Origin of the sequence: Commensalibacter melissae, assembly GCF_003691365.1 — a bacterium.
In the GTDB taxonomy this organism is placed as follows: Bacteria; Pseudomonadota; Alphaproteobacteria; order Acetobacterales; family Acetobacteraceae; genus Commensalibacter; species Commensalibacter melissae.
On record NZ_CP033087.1, the window covers coordinates 957,386 to 976,204 of the forward strand.

General features: G+C 36.1%; 16 protein-coding genes. 10 read left to right on the forward strand and 6 right to left on the reverse strand.

The annotated features are described in order from the left end of the window. The first annotated feature begins 136 nt into the window (after positions 1 to 136). From glyA to D9V35_RS04415, 6 genes are all read left to right on the forward strand, one after another. Complete coding sequence (gene glyA / locus D9V35_RS04390; RefSeq protein WP_122123526.1) at positions 137 to 1,429, forward strand: serine hydroxymethyltransferase; 1,293 nt, start codon at positions 137 to 139, stop codon at positions 1,427 to 1,429. Positions 1,430 to 1,443: 14 nt separating this feature from the next. After that, the gene (locus D9V35_RS04395) at positions 1,444 to 2,682 is read left to right on the forward strand and encodes a glycosyltransferase family 4 protein (protein ID WP_122123527.1); all 1,239 of its coding nucleotides are present in this window, start codon (positions 1,444 to 1,446) and stop codon (positions 2,680 to 2,682) included. Then, positions 2,675 to 3,790: a glycosyltransferase family 4 protein gene (locus D9V35_RS04400; RefSeq protein ID WP_122123528.1), complete on the forward strand. Its 1,116-nt coding sequence runs from the start codon at positions 2,675 to 2,677 to the stop codon at positions 3,788 to 3,790. Before D9V35_RS04395 ends, D9V35_RS04400 begins: the two co-directional genes overlap by 8 nt. Beyond that, the gene (locus D9V35_RS04405; protein WP_110439023.1) at positions 3,787 to 4,713 is read left to right on the forward strand and encodes a mitochondrial fission ELM1 family protein; all 927 of its coding nucleotides are present in this window, start codon (positions 3,787 to 3,789) and stop codon (positions 4,711 to 4,713) included. The genes D9V35_RS04400 and D9V35_RS04405 overlap by 4 nt, the downstream gene beginning before the upstream one ends. A 153-nt stretch (positions 4,714 to 4,866) precedes the next feature. Further along, a complete protein-coding gene (gene hmpA, locus D9V35_RS04410) occupies positions 4,867 to 6,081 on the forward strand; it encodes an NO-inducible flavohemoprotein (protein ID WP_122123529.1) in 1,215 nt (404 codons plus the stop codon). Between the two features lie 91 nt (positions 6,082 to 6,172). Then, complete coding sequence (locus D9V35_RS04415) at positions 6,173 to 6,979, forward strand: DUF3108 domain-containing protein (RefSeq protein WP_122123530.1); 807 nt, start codon at positions 6,173 to 6,175, stop codon at positions 6,977 to 6,979. Here D9V35_RS04415 and D9V35_RS04420 read toward each other — a convergent pair whose 3' ends face one another. Then, the gene (locus tag D9V35_RS04420) at positions 6,980 to 7,666 is read right to left on the reverse strand and encodes an HAD family hydrolase (protein ID WP_122123531.1); all 687 of its coding nucleotides are present in this window, start codon (positions 7,664 to 7,666) and stop codon (positions 6,980 to 6,982) included. Positions 7,667 to 7,754: 88 nt separating this feature from the next. Here D9V35_RS04420 and glmU point away from each other — a divergent pair, with 88 nt between their 5' ends. From glmU to D9V35_RS04435, 3 genes are all read left to right on the forward strand, one after another. Further along, positions 7,755 to 9,074, forward strand: coding sequence for a bifunctional UDP-N-acetylglucosamine diphosphorylase/glucosamine-1-phosphate N-acetyltransferase GlmU (gene glmU, locus D9V35_RS04425; RefSeq protein WP_122123532.1), 1,320 nt, complete (start codon positions 7,755 to 7,757; stop codon positions 9,072 to 9,074). A gap of 16 nt (positions 9,075 to 9,090) precedes the next feature. Further along, entirely contained in the window at positions 9,091 to 10,914 is a 1,824-nt protein-coding gene (gene glmS / locus D9V35_RS04430) for a glutamine--fructose-6-phosphate transaminase (isomerizing) (protein ID WP_122123533.1), read from the forward strand. A gap of 236 nt (positions 10,915 to 11,150) precedes the next feature. Continuing rightward, complete coding sequence (locus D9V35_RS04435; protein WP_122123534.1) at positions 11,151 to 12,434, forward strand: aromatic amino acid transport family protein; 1,284 nt, start codon at positions 11,151 to 11,153, stop codon at positions 12,432 to 12,434. A 48-nt stretch (positions 12,435 to 12,482) separates the two neighbouring features. Here D9V35_RS04435 and D9V35_RS04440 read toward each other — a convergent pair whose 3' ends face one another. Both D9V35_RS04440 and D9V35_RS04445 read right to left on the reverse strand, forming a co-directional pair. Next, on the reverse strand, positions 12,483 to 13,892 hold the full coding sequence (locus D9V35_RS04440; protein ID WP_155568062.1) for a sugar porter family MFS transporter: 1,410 nt from the start codon (positions 13,890 to 13,892) through the stop codon (positions 12,483 to 12,485). Positions 13,893 to 13,982: 90 nt separating this feature from the next. Beyond that, positions 13,983 to 14,825: an undecaprenyl-diphosphate phosphatase gene (locus tag D9V35_RS04445; RefSeq protein ID WP_122123535.1), complete on the reverse strand. Its 843-nt coding sequence runs from the start codon at positions 14,823 to 14,825 to the stop codon at positions 13,983 to 13,985. 237 nt (positions 14,826 to 15,062) lie between these two features. Here D9V35_RS04445 and D9V35_RS04450 point away from each other — a divergent pair, with 237 nt between their 5' ends. Next, a complete protein-coding gene (locus D9V35_RS04450; RefSeq protein WP_162988574.1) occupies positions 15,063 to 15,524 on the forward strand; it encodes an MlaD family protein in 462 nt (153 codons plus the stop codon). Positions 15,525 to 15,568: 44 nt separating this feature from the next. Here the strand turns inward: D9V35_RS04450 and surE are convergent, their stop codons facing one another. The 3 genes from surE to D9V35_RS04465 all read right to left on the reverse strand — a co-directional run bounded on the left by surE (position 15,569) and on the right by D9V35_RS04465 (position 18,802). Further along, positions 15,569 to 16,333 (reverse strand): 5'/3'-nucleotidase SurE, encoded by a 765-nt coding sequence (gene surE, locus D9V35_RS04455; RefSeq protein ID WP_122123537.1) that lies wholly within the window; start codon positions 16,331 to 16,333, stop codon positions 15,569 to 15,571. A 102-nt stretch (positions 16,334 to 16,435) separates the two neighbouring features. Beyond that, positions 16,436 to 18,163 (reverse strand): ShlB/FhaC/HecB family hemolysin secretion/activation protein, encoded by a 1,728-nt coding sequence (locus tag D9V35_RS04460; protein ID WP_122123538.1) that lies wholly within the window; start codon positions 18,161 to 18,163, stop codon positions 16,436 to 16,438. Between the two features lie 21 nt (positions 18,164 to 18,184). Beyond that, positions 18,185 to 18,802 carry an invasion associated locus B family protein gene (locus D9V35_RS04465; protein WP_162988575.1) on the reverse strand — a complete coding sequence of 206 codons (618 nt, stop codon included), beginning with the start codon at positions 18,800 to 18,802 and terminating at the stop codon, positions 18,185 to 18,187. Between the last annotated feature and the right edge of the window lie 17 nt (positions 18,803 to 18,819).

Sequence of the window (18,819 nt, forward strand, 5' to 3'; positions counted from 1 at the left end):
TAAAATAAATCATATTTTTTTGGAATTTATTTTTTCAGTAATAGCGTATTATCTTACATATTTAATTGCAGAAAATCACAAAATTGAATATTTAATAGAGAGTCTCTTAAATATGTAGTTTTCTAGGAATCCATGAATGTCCGAAAATAATTTATATCATCAATTTTTTCAATCTGATGTTTCTCAAACAGATCCTGAGGTTTACGCAGCTTTACAAAGCGAACTTACCCGTCAACAGGACGGTATTGAGTTAATAGCAAGTGAAAATATTGTTTCCAAAGCAGTTTTAGAGGCTCAGGGTAGCGTATTGACGAATAAATATGCTGAAGGATATCCCGGACGTCGTTATTATGGCGGATGTGGTGAAGTTGATAAGGTGGAAGTTCTGGCAATTGAACGTGTCAAGAAAATTTTCAACGCGCAATTTGCCAATGTTCAACCACATTCCGGTGCGAATGCCAATCTGGCTGCATTTATGGCTACTGTCAAACCTGGTGAAAAAGTATTGGGAATGAATTTGGCAGCGGGTGGACATTTAACCCATGGTGCGGCACCTAATTTTTCTGGAAAATGGTTCCATGCACTGCACTATGGAATTCGAAAAGATGATGGCTTGATTGATTATGACGAGCTCGAGGCGATTGCAAGAAATGAAAAACCACGTTTGATTATTGCAGGTGGATCTGCATATCCCAGAATTATTGATTTCGCCCGTTTCAGAAAAATTGCTGATGAAGTTGGTGCTTTTCTGATGGTTGACATGGCTCATTTTGCCGGATTGGTTGCAGCAGGCCTTTTCCCAAACCCAATGGATTACGCTGATATTGTCACCAGTACAACGCATAAAACTTTACGTGGACCTCGTGGAGGAATTGTTTTAACAAACAGTCCCGATTTGGCTAAAAAAATCAATTCAGCAGTATTTCCCGGATTACAGGGTGGTCCATTGATGCATGTCATCGCTGCAAAAGCGGTGGCCTTTGCTGAAGCAATGCGTCCAGAATTCAAGACCTATCAAAAAGCGGTGGCAAACAATGCCCGTGTATTAGCAGACACCTTGATTGAATGTGGATTTGATATTGTTACAAATGGTACGGACAGCCATTTGTTACTTGTTGATTTGCGTCCCAAGAAAGTAACGGGAAAACAGGCGGAAGAAAGTTTGGAAAGAGCGGGAATAACCGCAAATAAAAATGCGGTTCCTTTTGATCCGGAAAAACCGGCCATTACTTCTGGTATTCGTCTAGGTAGTCCAGCAGGGACAACTAGAGGGTTTGGTGAAGCAGAATTTCGTGAAATTGGTCTCTTGATAAATGAAGTTCTAACCCCATTGGCAAAAGCCAAAGATAATGATAACAGTTTTGCAGAAAAAGCTGTTCGCAATAAAGTCATGGCTTTATGTAAACGCTTTCCCATATATAAACAGTAATTATTTCAAGGGTATTGCAGATTCAGCCATTTCATAAATTATGGCGTTTATTGCCCCCATATCAGCGAAGATTTTATCTAAGCAAAGTGGGGGAGATATTAGCACCTTCCATATCATTAGAACCCTTTTGTGATCAAAGCGTAATTATAATTGGTGAGTTTTCAAAAGCTTCTGGTTTGGGTGAAGGTGCGCGTATAATGTATAATGCACTCAAAAACGAAAATGTTACCGTTCAGAAAATCGATATTGACCCCTATGGTTTTTCTTATACAAAATATAAGGAAGCGTGTAGAATTTTATCAATTTATCCATACGCATCATTGATTTTTCATATCAATGCCCCACAATTGGCATTTGCATTATTGAATTTACCTCGTTTTTTATTGAAGAACAGAAAAATTATAGGTTATTGGGCATGGGAGCTTGAAATTTTGCCAGAAGAATGGGAGGTGGGTTTCAGATTTGTTCATGAAATATGGGTACCCTCTCGTTTTGTCGCAAAAGCCGTTAAACATTGGGCTAATAAATATCAAAAAAAGATTACGGTTGTTCCTCATCCTATTGCAGCATATCCTGTAGCAATTGCGTCAAGTCTAACTCGTGAAAGTCTTGGTTTACCCCAAGCAACTTTAAATATATTAACATCTTTTAATCTTTCTTCATCTTTTGTTAGAAAAAATCCTATAGCCGCAATCAGGGCTTTTAGAAAAGCGTGTGAAACAATAGCGCATGATAAAATTAGCCTTATTCTCAAGGTTTCCTATATTAATGATTTCCGTCAGGATTTTAATGAATTAAAGAAAGCAATAGATGGACAAAAAAATATCATTCTTTATACTAATTTATTGACAACAGAGGAAAATAGGGCGCTTATATTTCATTCTGATATTATTTTGTCACTTCATCGCAGTGAAGGTTTTGGGTTGGTGCCAGCAGAAGCTATGCAATACGGAAAAGCTGTTATTTCCACTAATTGGTCTGCAACTAGTGAGTATATTGATGAAAACTGTGGTGTTCCTGTTAATTACAAACTGATACCTGTAAAAGACCCACGAAAAGTATATGAATTGCCGAATGCCTTGTGGGCTGAACCTGATATTGAATTCGCTGCTAAAAAAATTAATGAATTGTTTTACAATGAAAACTATCGTAATAATTTAGGTGTTTTATCTAAAAATAAAATTAAAACGATATTTAATTCAAAATTTTTAAAAAAAAGATTTAATAATTATTTGGTAAGAAATAATGGATAAATCATTTAATATTTTAGTATGGCAATGGGGTAGAAAGGGAGCGGGACCAAAAATTGCTGTTGAATTGTCAAATGCTTTAAGATCTATTAAAAATTTAAACATTCTACTATCCTTATCCGATCGGGCTGAAATTATTGATTATAATCCGGAATGTCAAATTGGTATAAAGTTTAAAACATATTCATCAATATTGGGATATTTAATACGATGGATAGAGTCTCCTTATTGGATATTGTATTTGATATATCATCTTAAAAAAAATAAGGTAGACTTGGCCATATGCACAATGCCGGGATTATTAGACATGATTATGATTTCGGCCTTGAAAATATTGAAAATCCCATGTGTTGTAATTATTCACGATGCTTATCCTCATCCAGGGGATGGATATCTTTTTCAACATTTTTTGCAAAGACAGTTGATTAAGAATTCAGATTTGATCGTAACTTTTACTCAATACGTATACAATCAATTAAATAAAAGGAATTTTTTATCAAAATCAAAATTTATAAGGGTATGGCATCCCCCTTTAAAATATGATTATGAAAATATTTCTGTTTCAAAAAACAAAAATAAAATACATCTTTTGAATTTTGGTCGTCTTTTGCCTTATAAAGGGTTTAATCTGTTAAATGACGCTTTAAAATTAGTCAAATCGGATAGGTCTTATATAGTTCGTATAGTAGGGCAGGGTCCAAAAAGCAAAGTTTTAAAACTGTTAAATCGTAGAAAAAATGTATATGTCGAAAATAGATGGGTTCCGGAAAATGAAATTGCATCCATTTTTGAATGGGCGGATGCTATAATCTTGCCATATGAGGAGGCCAGTCAAAGTGGTGTTTTGGCCATTGCCCTGGCATTTTCAAAACCCGTTCTAATAACAAGGGTAGGAGGATTAATGGAGCAATGCAATCATAAAGACCTTGTTTTTTTATGCGATCCCAATCCTGAAGATATAGCCAAAAATATTGAGAAAATTCTGGAGTTGCCTTTTCCATTAAAAAGAGAACATATGGATACGTCACATGAATGGAAAAAAATGGCAAAGGATTTAATTTTGCAAATAAACGAGAAATTCAATTTTCATTTAAAGTTAGATACTCGATGACAGAAGTTTCAATTTTGACAGAAAATTTTGCTGGAATGAAAACGCAAGCCCTTGGGTTTGTTAAAAGGGCACAATTCGATTACAGTTTTCATCAGTTAAAACCTAGATTTCCCTGGAAATTTATTTCAGCACCCTTTTGGCCCAATCCTTTGAAAGCGGTATTTCCTTTTCAACCAAAAGATAATTCTGTAATTGTAAGCGTAGGAAGTGTGGGGGGTGTTGTAAATGCCGACTTACGCAAGAAAAATCATATAGCCATACATATACAGAATCCGCGTATCGCATTAAATAAATTCGATCTTATCATTGCCAATCCTCATGATAATATTAAAGCGGATAATGTTCTTGTATCGCGTAATGCATTGCATCATATAACTCCCTCATTGCTGTCTGAAAATTTGCATTATTGGAATTCCATTCTTCATGATCCGGTAAAACCATTGATAAGTGTTTTGCTGGGCGGAAATAATGGCAGATTCAAATTTGGTGTAAAAGAAGCTGAACAGATTGCTTATCAATTAAAAAGGGTTATTACTAAAAACAATATTTCACTTGCGGTAACTCCTTCAAGAAGAACGAATCCTTCAGCTTTAAAAAGATTGAAAGAGATATTATCACCATTTAGTGTATATATTTGGAATGGTGAGGGAGAAAATCCCTATTTAGGATTACTGGCATGTGCTGATTATATATTGGTTACAATTGATAGTGTTTCAATGGTTTCTGAGGCTATTGCCACTTCTGTACCAGTAATGATCTTGCCATTGCCCGGTAAATCAAAAAGAATTTCTTCCTTCATCAATTCAATGATTAATGAAAAACGAATCAGGATGTTTGAGGGTAAACTTGAAACATGGCGTGTCACTTCGATTGATGATACAGATGAGATCATCAATCAAGCAAAGTTAAAATTAAAATTATAAAATTTTATTAATAATTTACTTTTATTTTTTCTTAAAAAGAGTATATTGAATACATCTTTAATGATTTATCTTAGTTGTAACAGGGTTTATTAAGATTTTTATTAAAGATGTATTTTAAATATATTATTTAATTAAAATTAAGGGTCACTATAAATGCTAACCGAAGCTCAAAAAACGCTTGTTAAAAATACAGTGCCAGTTTTAAGAGAGCATGGCATTGAACTAACTTCCTATTTCTATAAACGGATGTTGAATAATAATGCTGAACTTAAACAGATTTTTAACCGTGGACATCAAGAAGCCGGAAAGCAACAACATGCACTTGCTACGGCTGTCCTGGCATATGCAGAAAACATCGATAATCCAACCATATTAGAAAATGCTTTCATTCATATTGCCAATAAACATGTAAGCCTGAATATTCGGGCGGAACATTATCCTATTGTTGGGGAACATCTTCTGGCATCTATTAGTGAGGTATTGGGTGAAGCCGCTACAGATGATTTGATCGAAGCTTGGGGAGCTGCCTATCAACAATTGGCTCAACTGTTAATTGATATTGAATTGGGCATATACAAAGAACAGATTAGGGAACATGCATGGACAGGTTGGAGAGGATTTAAAATAGTCAAGAAAATTCCTGAAAGCGAACAAATCACGTCGTTTTATCTACAACCGGTTGATGGGGGGAAGCTTCCGGAATTTTATCCTGGACAATATGTTTCAGTTCGAATTTATGTCCCAGAATGGAATTTAATTCAGCCGCGTCAATATACATTATCTGATTCTCCTGGAAAAGATACGTTGCGTATTACGGTTAAACGTGAAGATGGTAAGGGGAAAACTCCGGCAGGTAAGGTTTCCAATCTACTTCATAAGAGTTATGATGTTGGGGATATCATAGATCTGTCTGCACCAGCAGGAGAATTTTATTTAAATCAGCAAGGGAAAAATCCGATTATTCTTATGAGTGCCGGGGTTGGAATTACTCCCATGTATTCCATGCTGTCTTTTCTGCATGAAAAACAAAGTAATCGTTCTGTCCATTTCATTCACGGAACACATAATGGTAAACAACATGCCTTACGTGAAAAAGTAAATGAAATTGTTGAAAAAAGTCCCACTTTTAATCGCTTTATTTTTTATTCAAAACCTGATGGTGAAGATAGACAGGGAATAGATTATGATTATCAAGGGCGTATGGACATCAATAGGATAGATCAGTCAATTTTTGATAAAGATGCTGATTATTATCTTTGTGGACCTGTTGAATTCATGAAAGATGAGGGTAAAAAATTGAAGGAAAAAGGTATTCCACCTGAAAAAATTCATGTTGAGGCTTTTGGAACAGGAGTTTTTAGCATTTAATCAATTAAATGTTTTACCATGATAATTATATACTTTTTTTAGAATATTCTGTACTCTGTCCATAAAAGACATCTTTTGAAAGAGAGTAGTCATGGTAAAATATTATAAAATGTTAATATTGTGTATTTTGTCATGGATATTTTTTGATAATTCGCTTGTAAAAGCACAAAATAATTTAAATTTTCCTAAACCGGTTAACTTGATATTTGATGTGTATAACAAGAATTTACATGTTATTGTTATAAAGGCATCGTACGTATTAACATCGGACAATTATTTTGCAAAAGCTCATTTTAATTCTGCAGGTGTTATAAGTCTTTTTATAAATCTGGATATGATGTCATCAGTTCAAGGGGAAATCGATAATAGTAATTTGTTACCAAATGAATACCAATCATCTGGAAAATCCAAAGGTAAGAAATTTGTTGCTAATATAGATTTTAACCATAAACAAAATGTAAAGATAGAAAAACTTGATCCTGCAATTGAAGACAATCGTGATGTTGTGACTGAAAGTCAAAGGAATAACAGTATAGATATCTTAAGTGCAATGTTGCAATTGGTTCAGCGGGTCAGAGCGAATAAAAACTGTAACGACCAATTCAAGATTTTTGATGGCTCTCGTATATTCACGTTTCAAAGTAAGGCGGCTGGTACAATGCCTATACCATCTTCGTGGACAAGCCCCTATAAGGGAGAAGCATTATTTTGTAAGGCGGTGGCTCAACAAACGGCTGGTCTCAAACGTTCACGTCACCGCGCTCTATCAGCACAACCCCAACCTGGATATTTATGGTTTAAAGAGATTGAAAATATAGGAATGTTACCTGTCCGTTTTGAATTTAACAATCCAAAAATGGGAAATGTAATAGTAATTCTGAGACAGGCTACAAAATGATCAAGGTTTTTTATCAATCATTTTCTCGGCAATTATCGGTACATCCTTTATGGAGCGTGCACGCATGGTTGCTTCTTTTCCAATACACAAATCACCATAGCCCCATTCGGCAAATATGCTTCCCGTAATGTGTGCGTTCCTGGCGACAAGAATATCATTTAGGTGATCACCTACCATTACAGTTTTAGTTGGTGAAACTTGAAGATAGTTGATTATTCCTAAAAGATGAACCGGATAAGGTTTTTTATCTGCAAAACAATCACCTCCAGCGATAAAATCAAAATATGATTGCAGATTGAGTTTTTCCAAAATATTCTTGGCTGCTTGCGTAATTTTATTGGAACATAAAGCTATTTTCCAACCATTTTTTTTAAATTTTATTAGAACTTCTTCCGCCCCTTCAAAGGGTTTGGAAAGATCAGCCGCATGTGGGACATAATCCTTGACAAATCTTTCAATAGCCTCATTTCTGTCAATAAAACTTGCCTCTTTTCCTGCATTATCCAGAATTTTTTCAACTGTCACCTTAATTCCGTCACCCAATGTAGAACGCACTGATTGTGTACTGATAGGAGGCAATCCATAGGATTTCAGCAAAGTCTGACAACTGCGATCTATATCTGGAAGACTGTCAATTAAGGTTCCATCCATATCAAATACGATCAAGGGATAAGGTTTTATATTCATAATTTTGTTTTAAGCCTCATTTAGGATATAAAAAATGTAAATATTTTGATAGTATGACATAAATTTTTTACAAATATCATGACAAACAATGCATAAATTATCAAATTCCACTTCGGAAACCGTTGCAGTTATTCTGGCTGCAGGAATGGGAACCCGTATGAAATCTTCAAAACCGAAAGCAATGCACCCCATTGCAGGGCTTCCAATGTTACGTTTATTATTAAATCAGGTCGAAAAGGTTTTTGATCGAATTATTGTGGTTCTCGGTCCGCATATGGAGACTCTTGCCGATCTGGTAAAACCGCATCAGGTTGTAATTCAGAAGCACAGATTGGGAACCGCCCATGCTGCATTGCAGGCAGAGGCTTATTTTGGAAAGGGTATTGTCACTGTTCTAAATGCTGACAATCCCCTGATACGGGAAAATACATTACAGCGACTTATTGATGAGAAAAAAAAACCAAAAACTGATTTGGTTTTATTAGCTATGGAATGTAATGATCCCAAGGCTTATGGACGTGTGATTGAAAATAATGGTCATGTAATAAAGATTGTGGAAACACTTGATGCCTCTGACGCAGAAAAAAAAATAAAATTGTGCAATTCTGGGGTAATATGTGCGGACGCACTGTATTTTTCCAAATGGCTGAAAGAAATTGAAAATCATAATGCAAAAAAAGAATATTATATTATAGATATTGTTTCTTTAGCAGTTAGGGAACATAAGGTGGTAAAGGCTCTAAGGGCTTCAGAAACGGAACTTACAGGGATCAATTCGCAATCTGAATTGGCTTTTGCTGAATCCATAATTCAAAAAAGATTGAGAAAACAGGCGATGGATAACGGGGTGACAATGATTTCACCGGAAACTGTTTTTATGTCTTATGATACCAAGATTGAAAATGATGTAATTCTCCATCCCAATATTGTTTTTGGCAAAAATGTGGTCATTCGTTCAGGGGTTGAAATCAAATCATTCAGTCATCTTGAAGGCTGCGAAATTAAACAAAATGCCATAATTGGCCCATATGCTCGTATCAGACCTGATACGGTGGTGGGTCAGGATGCGCATGTCGGTAATTTTGTGGAATTGAAAGCTACAGCTTTAGGTGACGGGGTGAAAGCAAATCATCTTTCCTATCTTGGTGACAGCATTGTTGGTAAAAAGACAAATATTGGTGCAGGAACGATAACCTGTAATTATGATGGGTCGAGAAAACATAAGACGGTTATTGGAGATGAGGTATTTGTCGGTTCTGATGCCATTCTTGTTGCTCCTGTAGAAATTGGTAATAAAAGTTTAATTGCGGCAGGAAGCGTGATTACGGATGATGTTCCTGATAATGCCAAAGCATTTGGTAGGGCCAGGCAGGTAAATAAAAATAGCAAGGTTACATTAAAAAACTGATATTAAAGGGAAGTTTATGTGTGGGATTGTTGGAATACTAGGGAACCAATCTGTTACTCCTCTGATTATGGAAGCTTTGCGTCGTCTTGAATATCGGGGATATGATTCTGCAGGGATTGCAATATTGGATCATGGCCTGTTAAATCGTCGTAGAGCTCCTGGAAAACTTGATAATTTATCGAAATTACTTTTGTCTTCCCCAATAAGCGGCAATCTGGGCATTGGTCATACGAGATGGGCAACACATGGAGCTCCCACGGAAAACAACGCGCATCCTCACATGACGGATCGTGTGGCTGTTGTTCATAATGGAATTATTGAAAATCATGTTGCATTAAGAAAAGAGTTGACAGAGCTAGGACAAGTGTTCAAAAGTGAAACGGATAGTGAAACAATTGTGCAGCTTGTCGATTATTATCTGAAACAGGGATGTGCACCCCAAGAAGCTGCCTTCAAGGCTTTGAAAAGGCTTGAGGGAGCTTATGCCATTGCGATGATTTTTTCCTGTGATGATAATCTTATAATCGGGGCTAGACATGGTGCCCCACTGGTTGTCGGATATGGTGATCATGAAATGTTTGTGGGGTCTGACAGTCTGGCAATCGCACCTCTTACCACAAAAGTTGCCTATATGCCGGATGGCGTATGGACTGTTTTGACACGAGAAGGTGCTGAATTTTTTGATATGGAAGGTGGAAAAGTTGAATGTCCAATTCAAAAAACAACGTTGATGTCAGGGGTTGTCGGTAAAAATGGTTACCGTCATTATATGGAGAAAGAACTTCATGAGCATCCAATTGTCATAGGGCAAACTTTAAGGCGGTTTGTCGATCCATCATCCCATAAAATAATATTGCCTCATATGCCATTCGATTTATCAACGTTGAAAAGGGGTATAATTACGGCATGTGGATCAGCATTTTATGCTGGTCTTATTGGACGTTATTGGTTGGAGGAATATGCCAGATTGCCCATTGATATAGATGTTGCAAGTGAAATGCGCTATCGCAATCCTCCTGTTGAAAGTCAAGGGATGGGATTGGTCATATCGCAATCAGGAGAAACGGCCGATACCTTGGCAGCCTTGAGAAATTTAAAAAATGAACATCAAAAAATAGTTTCTATTTTAAATAATGAATTCAGTACTATAGCCAGAGAAAGTGATGTTGTTCTCGGTACGGATGCTGGTGTGGAAATTGCTGTCGCCTCTACAAAAGCGTTTACAGCCCAATTGACAGTATTATCATGTCTTACCCTTGTTATCGCTCGTGAGAAAAATAAGATTACCTCTGAAAATAAAAAAGTATGTTTGACTGCATTGATGGATCTCCCCAGTCGTGTTGCTGAAGTTTTGCAAATGAAAGATAAAATTCAGGAAATTGCCCATAAAATTGCCGATGCTCAAAGTGTGATTTATCTGGGAAGGGGGATAATGTATCCTGTTGCAATGGAGGGAGCATTAAAACTGAAAGAAATCTCGTATATTCATGCTGATGCCTATGCCGCAGGTGAAATGAAACATGGCCCGATTGCCCTGATTGATCAAACGGTTCCGGTCATTGCGGTTGTGCCTTCCGGTTTTTTATTTGAAAAAACACTTTCAAATTTACAGGAAGCAAAAGCAAGAGGTGGACATATTATTGCTTTCACTGATGCAAAGGGTGCAGAGGCATTGTCAACCATTGCAGAACAGATTATTGTTTTGCCTACAGTTCATGCTTTTGTAGCGCCAATCCTTTATACGGTACCCGTTCAGATGCTTGCTTATGAAGCTGCCATTTTAAAAGGCACGGATGTTGATCAACCCAGAAATCTTGCAAAATCCGTAACTGTTGAATAATTAAGATCAATAACAGATAGATTAAGTTATATGTTCCTAAAATTATTAAATATCATTTATTTTGGGAGCATATAAAATACATATTTCAATACAAAATCACTGCGTAATCGTAACTGATATATTTTTCATATTTTCCAATTTTCCTGCGAGGGAGAGTTAAATAATAATTTTGAAATTTTTTTTTATCCGATTTATAAAGCGTTAATCATACTCAATCATAAAAAAGTAAAGCTTTAATGAAAAATAATCAAATTTTAGATAAAATGCCCAAATGGCGTTCAAGTGATACAATTTGGATGTTGAGTCTTTATGGAACGGCGATCGGTGCAGGAGTACTTTTTTTACCGATTAACGCTGCGGCTGGTGGATTAATTCCTTTACTTTTATTGACTATTCTTGCCTTTCCAATGACATTTTATGCACATCAGGCTTTATGTAGGTTCGTATTGTCGGGATCCGAAAATGATTATGGTGATATTACCGTTGTCGTTGAAGAAAAATTTGGAAAAAAAATTGGGTATTTAATCACATTATTTTATTTTTTTGCAATATTTCCTATTTTATTGGTTTATGGTGTAAGTCTTGTTAATACTGTTCAAAGTTTCATGCAACATCAACTTGGATTGACACCACCGCCCAGAGCGTTGACTTCGTTTTTTTTAATCAGTTTTTTGATAATGATCGTTCAGTGTGGTGAAAATCTTATAGTCAAAATAATGTCGACCCTGGTCTATCCATTTGTTGCAATTTTAATATTGATTTCTTTATTTCTTATTCCGCATTGGAACCTGAATCTTTTCAGGGATATAAGTTTATCTGGAGCATCACGGGAGGGAGGCAATGGAATGTTTCTAACATTATGGTTGACTATACCTGTTGCGGTTTTTGCATTTAATCACTCACCGATTATTTCTTCCCTAGCTGTTACGAAAAGCAAAGAGTATGGTAGATGGGTTGAACCAAAATGTTCACAGATTATTAAATACAGTAATTTAATGATGGTAATTACCGTATTATTTTTTGTATTTAGTTGTGCTTTATGTCTGAGCCCAGCCAATTTAATTGAAGCGAAAAAGGCAAATATCACCATTCTTTCCTATTTGGCTAACCACTTCCATACCCCTTTTTTAAAATTTATAGCGCCAATCGTTGCTTTTGTAGCAATTTGCAAATCCTTTCTTGGCCATTATCTTGGGGCGAAGGAAGGATTTAATGGAATTTTGGAAAAATCATTATATCATATTTTTGGGAAAAACATTTCCCGTAAAACTTTGGATCGATGTGCGTTATTTTTTGTATATGTAGTTACATGGTTTGTTTCAAGCAATAATCCCAGTATTTTAGGTATGATTGAATCCATTGGTGGACCAGTTCTTGCAGTTATTTTATTTATTCTTCCTATGGTTGCCATTCACAAATTACCTGAATTGGCAAAATTTAAAGGAAAATCAAGCAATATTTTTATAACCATAATGGGATGTATAGCTATATCAGCCGTTATTTACCAATTTTTTATTTGAACGGATTTCATCAAAGCGATCTATTATAAAATGCTGATTATTAAAAATCTATCTGCCAATTTTTCTTAAGGGTTGACCTTCCATTAAATTTTCTTCGATTTGCTCCAGACTAATATTTGACGTTTCAGGTACAAATGCGAAAATGAAAACGATAAAAATCAGATTTAGGCAGGCATATAACAAAATGGTATGTGAAGCACCGAATGTATTGATCAATGTCAAGAAAGTGAATCCCACCCAAAAATTTGCCAACCAATTTACCACTGTTGAAACAGCAATACCAAAATCACGTCCTTGCAAGGGTTGTATTTCGGAACATATCGTCCAGATTAAAGGCCCTGCAGACATGGCAAAACCGATAATAAACATTAATAGCATTGTAACGCAGCAATATTGAAGATAAGGATTTGTTTGGATATTATTATCTAAAAGAAAACTGACAGACCCTAATCCAATCGCCATCATTGTAAAACCGATATACAATATTGGTTTTCGACCCGATTTATCACATATTCCGATGGCAAGAAAGGTTGCGAAAACATTTACCAGACCAACTAAGGCTGTAAACCATAACCGTGCATGACCGTGATATCCCATATTGGCAAATATGCGAGGGGCATAATACATAATAACGTTCATGCCTGTAAATTGCTGTATAATCTGTAAACAAATACCCAATAGAACAGAACGTTTGAAATTTGAGTTATAGAGAAATAAATAAAAACCTTTTTGGGAATTTTCCAGTTGCATTTCAATATTTTTAATTTCTATCTTTATTAGGGTATTATCGTTATTTCTAATAGAGGATAAAACATTATAGGCTTCTTTTCTTCGACGATGCATTAATAACCATCGTGGGCTATTTGGTAAGATTAGAAGACCCAGTAAAAATATGGTTGCGGGAACGGCCAAAATTCCCAGCATCCATCGCCATGCTCCATAATATCCGAATATAGTGTCGGAAATGAATGCCATGAATATTCCTACTGTAATCATTAATTGATAGGTTGATATCATTGCCCCCCTTTTTTCTTCCGGTGCAATTTCAGCCAGATACAATGGGGCAGTCATACTGGCGATACCGATTGCAAATCCAAGAACAAATCGCCACATGATGAGGTCAGAAACACTATTGGACAGGGAACAACCTATCGAAGCGGCGATAAAAAAGGTTGCACTTACGATCAAACAGCGATTTCGTCCAAATTTTGCTGATGCCCAACCGCATATTAAAGCACCAAAAGCGGCTCCAAACATCATGATACTAACTATTTTTTCAATATCATGGTCATTTGCTGAAAATTCAATTTTAATAAAATCATTTGCGCCAGCCATAACACCAATATCCAGGCCAAATAAAAGTCCGGCCAATGAAGCAAATAGATCAATTATAAAAAGGTTGTTAGGAGAAAAAAAATTCTTTTTGTTTTTTTTAAAGGAAAGATCCGAAAGTTTCATTTTTCCTCCCGAAAAATTTATTTGTTCCTTCTTTATTTAAAAACTTGTTTGACAATCATCACAATTCACATAAATGTGAATGTGATTTATTTAATACATCAATACAACAAAACCTATTATGCCTAATGCACAACAATAATATCCAAATGGTGTTAGAGCCCATTTCTCATTATTTTTGAAATATTTCATAAGAAATGCCGTGCTTAGAAGTGCTGTAATACATCCGATGATTGTCGCAATACCCATATGTAAAATATTGTCAAAAGGAATTTGCTGTTTGTAGATTTTCCAGCTTTGATGAGCAGAAGCCGCCAAAATTACCGGAAGAGCCATTAGAAAGGAAAATCTTGCAGAATTTTCATGAGATAAATTTCGAATCAATCCAGACACAATGGTTGACCCCGAACGTGATATCCCAGGAAAGAAAGCCAGGCATTGAAATAATCCAATAAATAAAGCATCTTTGACTTTTAAGTCAGCTATTGCAATCGTTTTGTCTACCGATACATTTTTTCTGAGTTTATCAACTATAAAAAGCATTATTCCGTTACATACCAAGAAAATTGACACTATATCGGGTGTCGAAAAAAGATTTCTGACTAATTTTTCAAAAAAGGCACCGATGAATATTGCGGGTAAGGTGGCAACAATAAGCAGAGAAAAAATATAAAGACTTTGACGTTGTATTTCTTTTCCATCCTTCCCTAATGCACCCTTGAAAAGGGCACTCCAATCTTTCCAGAAAAATATTAGAAGAGCGAAAGCGGTGCCGAAATGAAGCATCACCATAAATGGCAAAAACGTTGGATCTTGAGCGTGAATTTGCCATCCTAGCAGAGCGGGGATTAAAACGGCATGACCAAGACTGCTGACAGGAAAAAGTTCCGTTGCACCTTGTAGAATGGCAATAAAAATGGCCTGAAGAAAAGACATGAGGTAACCTTTTTTCGATATTATAAATCGTTTAATATATTTTATCAGGCATTTTAAAAAATTAAATCATATAGTTATTGATCAATACGTATTATTAGAAAATAATAATTCAGAGATTTAAGGGATCATGACAATTTCAAACATTGAAAATTAATAGTGTATTTTGACGTTTTATTTTATTTTTTAAAATTATATTATTTATTGATGTTAGGTTGGAATGATAAAGGGTAGATGTTAATGGTTAAACAAAGAAATGTTAGTGCATATATGGCTAGCACTTTTGTTTTGATAATTGCTATCGGATTTTATGCATATTCTAGATTTATATTATTTGGAACCGGAGAGGATCGATATTCTATCGAAGCTCAATTTTTTTCTTCCAATACGGTTAACCCTGGTGGAAAGGTTATTTTATCGGGTATTCCAGTTGGGGTTATAAAATCCATCAATCTTAATAAAAAGACATTCATGTCCGAAGTTAAAATGGATATTAACAAAAATATTCATTTGCCCACTGATAGTCAGTTTGTCATTTCATCAATCAGTATGACGGATGATGGCGTTATAATCATTAAACCAGGAAAAAACAGAGATTTTATCAAGGCTGGAAATAAAATCAGTAATACAATGCCTTATGTTAGTCTGGAACAGCAAATCAGTAATTATATTTTCGGAAGTATGAGTGTCGCATCACAATAATAATGAATTGAATATTATTACTTGCAATGCGACGAATTTTCAATTTATTTCTTGAGTTGATTCAATAAATCAAAATCTGTTCTTTCATATGTCAGAGGAGTGATTGAAATTGATTTATTATTGATGGCTTGTGTTTCCGTTCCTATTTTATCTTCCTTAATTGGTCTGTCAAAATTAAGCCAGAAATATTCGTTTTGTCGTAAATCTTTTCTTTTAACTGGAACAATATTCTCAATATATCCCAATCCTTGTGTCGTGTATTCTATTGTATTCACTTCATCATATTGGCAATCGGGAAAATTGATGTTGATACACCCATTTTTTAAATTCTTTTTATGTTCTAAAATTTGTTCTATAATTTTTGCACCGAAATACTCCGCTGTATTCCATTTAACAGGATACCCATCTCTGAAATTCTGACTAAGAGCAATTGAAGGTATTCCCAATAAGGCACCTGTCATTGCTGCGCCAACAGTACCTGAAAATATGGTTTCAATACCAAGATTGCTTCCCCGATTCACGCCAGATAAAACCAGATCAGGACGTTGGGGTAAAATTTCTTGAATCCCCATTACAACACAATCACCCGGTGTACCGGATATTGCAAAATGATTATTTGATTTTTCCATTATGCGTAAAGGGTGATGAATACTTATAGATTGAGCAGTCCCGCTTTGATCCCGCTCTGGAGCAATAACCCAGATTGTCTTGGCAATTTTCGATGCTATGTTTTCCAGAATTTTTAAGCCAGGTGCATCAATGCCATCATCATTTGTTAAAAGAACATTATTTAATAGTTGAAAATTCATTTTTAATCCGATTATTATCTATTCAATTTGAAAGAAATATTAACGGTAAAGGGTAAATTATTTTATGGGTAAAAACCATACCCATAAAATGAATAGATCAAATTACAGTCTGACACCGACATTAAAAAGTGCAATCCATCCTTCTGGAGGAAGACCCGCCGTTGTGAGTGCGTGTGTAAGGGAGGCGTTCCAGAATATATTGCCTGAGGATTTGCGAATACCGAAACCTGCACCGGCAAGGTTGCCTCCTTTTTCTGTTTTTGGCATATCGCTGTATGTAAATACACCCCGTGTCATTCCGACATCGAGAATACCGTAGAGTTCGGTATTTTTAATCAGGGCGTTGCAGAAGAATTGATATCCGCCACAATCCATATTTTTTGTGGGAATGAACCATGAGAGGTCATTACGCATGTAAATTCCTGCATTTCCGATCATGGTTTGTTGCATAAAACCTCTGACCGTATAGGGTCCGCCAATTTGCATTTGCTCATTCGCATATTGGTTTTTAGTGCTATATTCCCCGTGGATGGAAGTATGCCACATAAAATTATCGACGATAGGTTGATATCCATCGATATCCAAACTTGGCTTTACATATTGCGTATGGGGATTATATCGACCTGAGTTATCGATCCAGGACTTTCCTCCCATTGCCCCCCCCAAACCAATTTTCATTCCGACACTGACATACCATGTTCCACCCCAAAGATGCATTGACTCACTGGCATTAAGATTCAGGAAGGAGAGTTTTGCACTTTGCGTGTTCATTTTGGAATGATTGAGATAACTGTCAAAGGATTTCAGCTCATAGGTAGCTTGTAATGTTGTAACACCGATGGAATTACGAGCGACAACTCTCGAGGCACCGATATGGAAATCTTTTTGGGTCGTATCGTATCGTCCTTGTCCTGGCCAGTTGAAATGTAGACGATAGAAATCGTCATAGCGATACCATCCTCCGAAGAATGTCCATGGTCCCAGAGGGATTGAGCCTTCAGCGGTAAAAAAGGAATTGTGTCCATCTCCCTGACGTGAATTGAGTGAATGATCATATTCTACAGTCCACATATCCAATAATCCGAAAAGGTCTTCGGCAGTAAGCATGGTTCGTCCGATAGTTCTTCCCGAATAGCTTTGTCCATTATTGTCAACTGTCAGCTGACCATGAAGAATGCCAGGATCATGGGCATTGATTTTAACCACTGATGTGCCCGGTTTTTGCCCTGGTGCAATTTTCATTGTGGCAGCCCAGTCAGGCAGACGGTTCATCTGATCCATTCCCTGTTCCAGATCCCGCAGGTTTAAAATTCCGCCCTTAACCCATGGAAAAGCCATGGTTTCATGGTTTTTTGCAGACACTCCCTCGAATTGGAAGTCTGAAATTTTTCCATCCACCACAACAATATGCAATTGACCTGACTTGAGATCTTGTTGAGGCAGATAGGCCCGAGTTGTTACAAATCCATGATCAATATAGGCCTTGTTGAGCTTGTTTAGGACAGTATTCATATCATCAAGGGACATGCATTTGTTTTGCCATGGTCTAATGATATGGTTGACTGGCAGTTGTGAGAGGTTTTGTGTATTAACGACGATGATGGAATTGATATGCACACATGCCTTACCATGCAATGCAGGGGCCTGATCCTGGTTTACCTGTACATTGCTGGAGGGTGGAGGTAGGGTCTCCATTAAATGTTGTCGTTCTTTATGTTGCAGATATTGTTGATATTGATTAAGATTTTGTGCAAATCCCTGTATGTTTATAAAAAAAATACAGGGAAAGACGATTAAGAATAATCGTAGATATACAGCCTTAAAATTCATTTATCTTGTATCTGGACGGAATTACGGATTTTTCTTGTTAACCATCTCATCCATTGTTTTAAGAATGGAAGGAACATTATCAATATTAAAATTAATGGTTAATGTTGTTCCGTTGACGCGATGAATGACCAGATGGGCAAGTTTGTTTTTAGTCAATAGCTGTTGAAGGTCATTATCAATAACTTTGGTTGCGATACATCCGTTTGTCGTACAGGCAGCCCAAGGCAATTCGACAGGTTTTGCACGATCGAAAGTTAAATTGGCTGGACTTTGTAAAGAGAATCCAAGGGGAACAACCACTGTAAATTGAAAGGGTACAGGTTTTGACAAATCGTTACTTTGCTTAACTTTTTCCAACAAAAGAGAGGCGATAGGGCTTTGGCTGTTGTTAGGCCCTTTGGTTAATAGATTTTGTTGAGCGATACATCCCTGGGACACGGTTTTATTGTTCTGTTCCGCAGCGTTTGGATAGGCACAATGAATATCCCAGCTGCCTATTCTTTGATTTACGGTAATGGGAGAAATTGCAGAACTATTTTTACTATCAGATGCTTGTTTACTTGTTCTTTCTGCAGCGAATCCATGAGTGGAATTTAATAAAGCGATTGTAAGAGCGCTTAATAAAAGCAATTTATTCATAAAAAACCTAACCTTAA

What these genes read in the sequence shown, in the direction of transcription:
- glyA (WP_122123526.1), top strand. Translation starts at nt 137, where the DNA reads ATGTCCGAAAATAATTTATATCATCAATTTTTTCAATCTGATGTTTCT.
- D9V35_RS04445 (WP_122123535.1), bottom strand. Translation starts at nt 14,825, where the DNA reads ATGTCTTTTCTTCAGGCCATTTTTATTGCCATTCTACAAGGTGCAACG.
- D9V35_RS04460 (WP_122123538.1), bottom strand. Translation starts at nt 18,163, where the DNA reads ATGAATTTTAAGGCTGTATATCTACGATTATTCTTAATCGTCTTTCCC.
- D9V35_RS04440 (WP_155568062.1), bottom strand. Translation starts at nt 13,892, where the DNA reads ATGAAACTTTCGGATCTTTCCTTTAAAAAAAACAAAAAGAATTTTTTT.
- D9V35_RS04420 (WP_122123531.1), bottom strand. Translation starts at nt 7,666, where the DNA reads ATGAATATAAAACCTTATCCCTTGATCGTATTTGATATGGATGGAACC.
- D9V35_RS04465 (WP_162988575.1), bottom strand. Translation starts at nt 18,802, where the DNA reads ATGAATAAATTGCTTTTATTAAGCGCTCTTACAATCGCTTTATTAAAT.
- glmU (WP_122123532.1), top strand. Translation starts at nt 7,755, where the DNA reads ATGCATAAATTATCAAATTCCACTTCGGAAACCGTTGCAGTTATTCTG.
- D9V35_RS04400 (WP_122123528.1), top strand. Translation starts at nt 2,675, where the DNA reads ATGGATAAATCATTTAATATTTTAGTATGGCAATGGGGTAGAAAGGGA.
- D9V35_RS04435 (WP_122123534.1), top strand. Translation starts at nt 11,151, where the DNA reads ATGAAAAATAATCAAATTTTAGATAAAATGCCCAAATGGCGTTCAAGT.
- glmS (WP_122123533.1), top strand. Translation starts at nt 9,091, where the DNA reads ATGTGTGGGATTGTTGGAATACTAGGGAACCAATCTGTTACTCCTCTG.
- D9V35_RS04415 (WP_122123530.1), top strand. Translation starts at nt 6,173, where the DNA reads ATGGTAAAATATTATAAAATGTTAATATTGTGTATTTTGTCATGGATA.
- D9V35_RS04450 (WP_162988574.1), top strand. Translation starts at nt 15,063, where the DNA reads ATGGTTAAACAAAGAAATGTTAGTGCATATATGGCTAGCACTTTTGTT.
- D9V35_RS04405 (WP_110439023.1), top strand. Translation starts at nt 3,787, where the DNA reads ATGACAGAAGTTTCAATTTTGACAGAAAATTTTGCTGGAATGAAAACG.
- surE (WP_122123537.1), bottom strand. Translation starts at nt 16,333, where the DNA reads ATGAATTTTCAACTATTAAATAATGTTCTTTTAACAAATGATGATGGC.
- hmpA (WP_122123529.1), top strand. Translation starts at nt 4,867, where the DNA reads ATGCTAACCGAAGCTCAAAAAACGCTTGTTAAAAATACAGTGCCAGTT.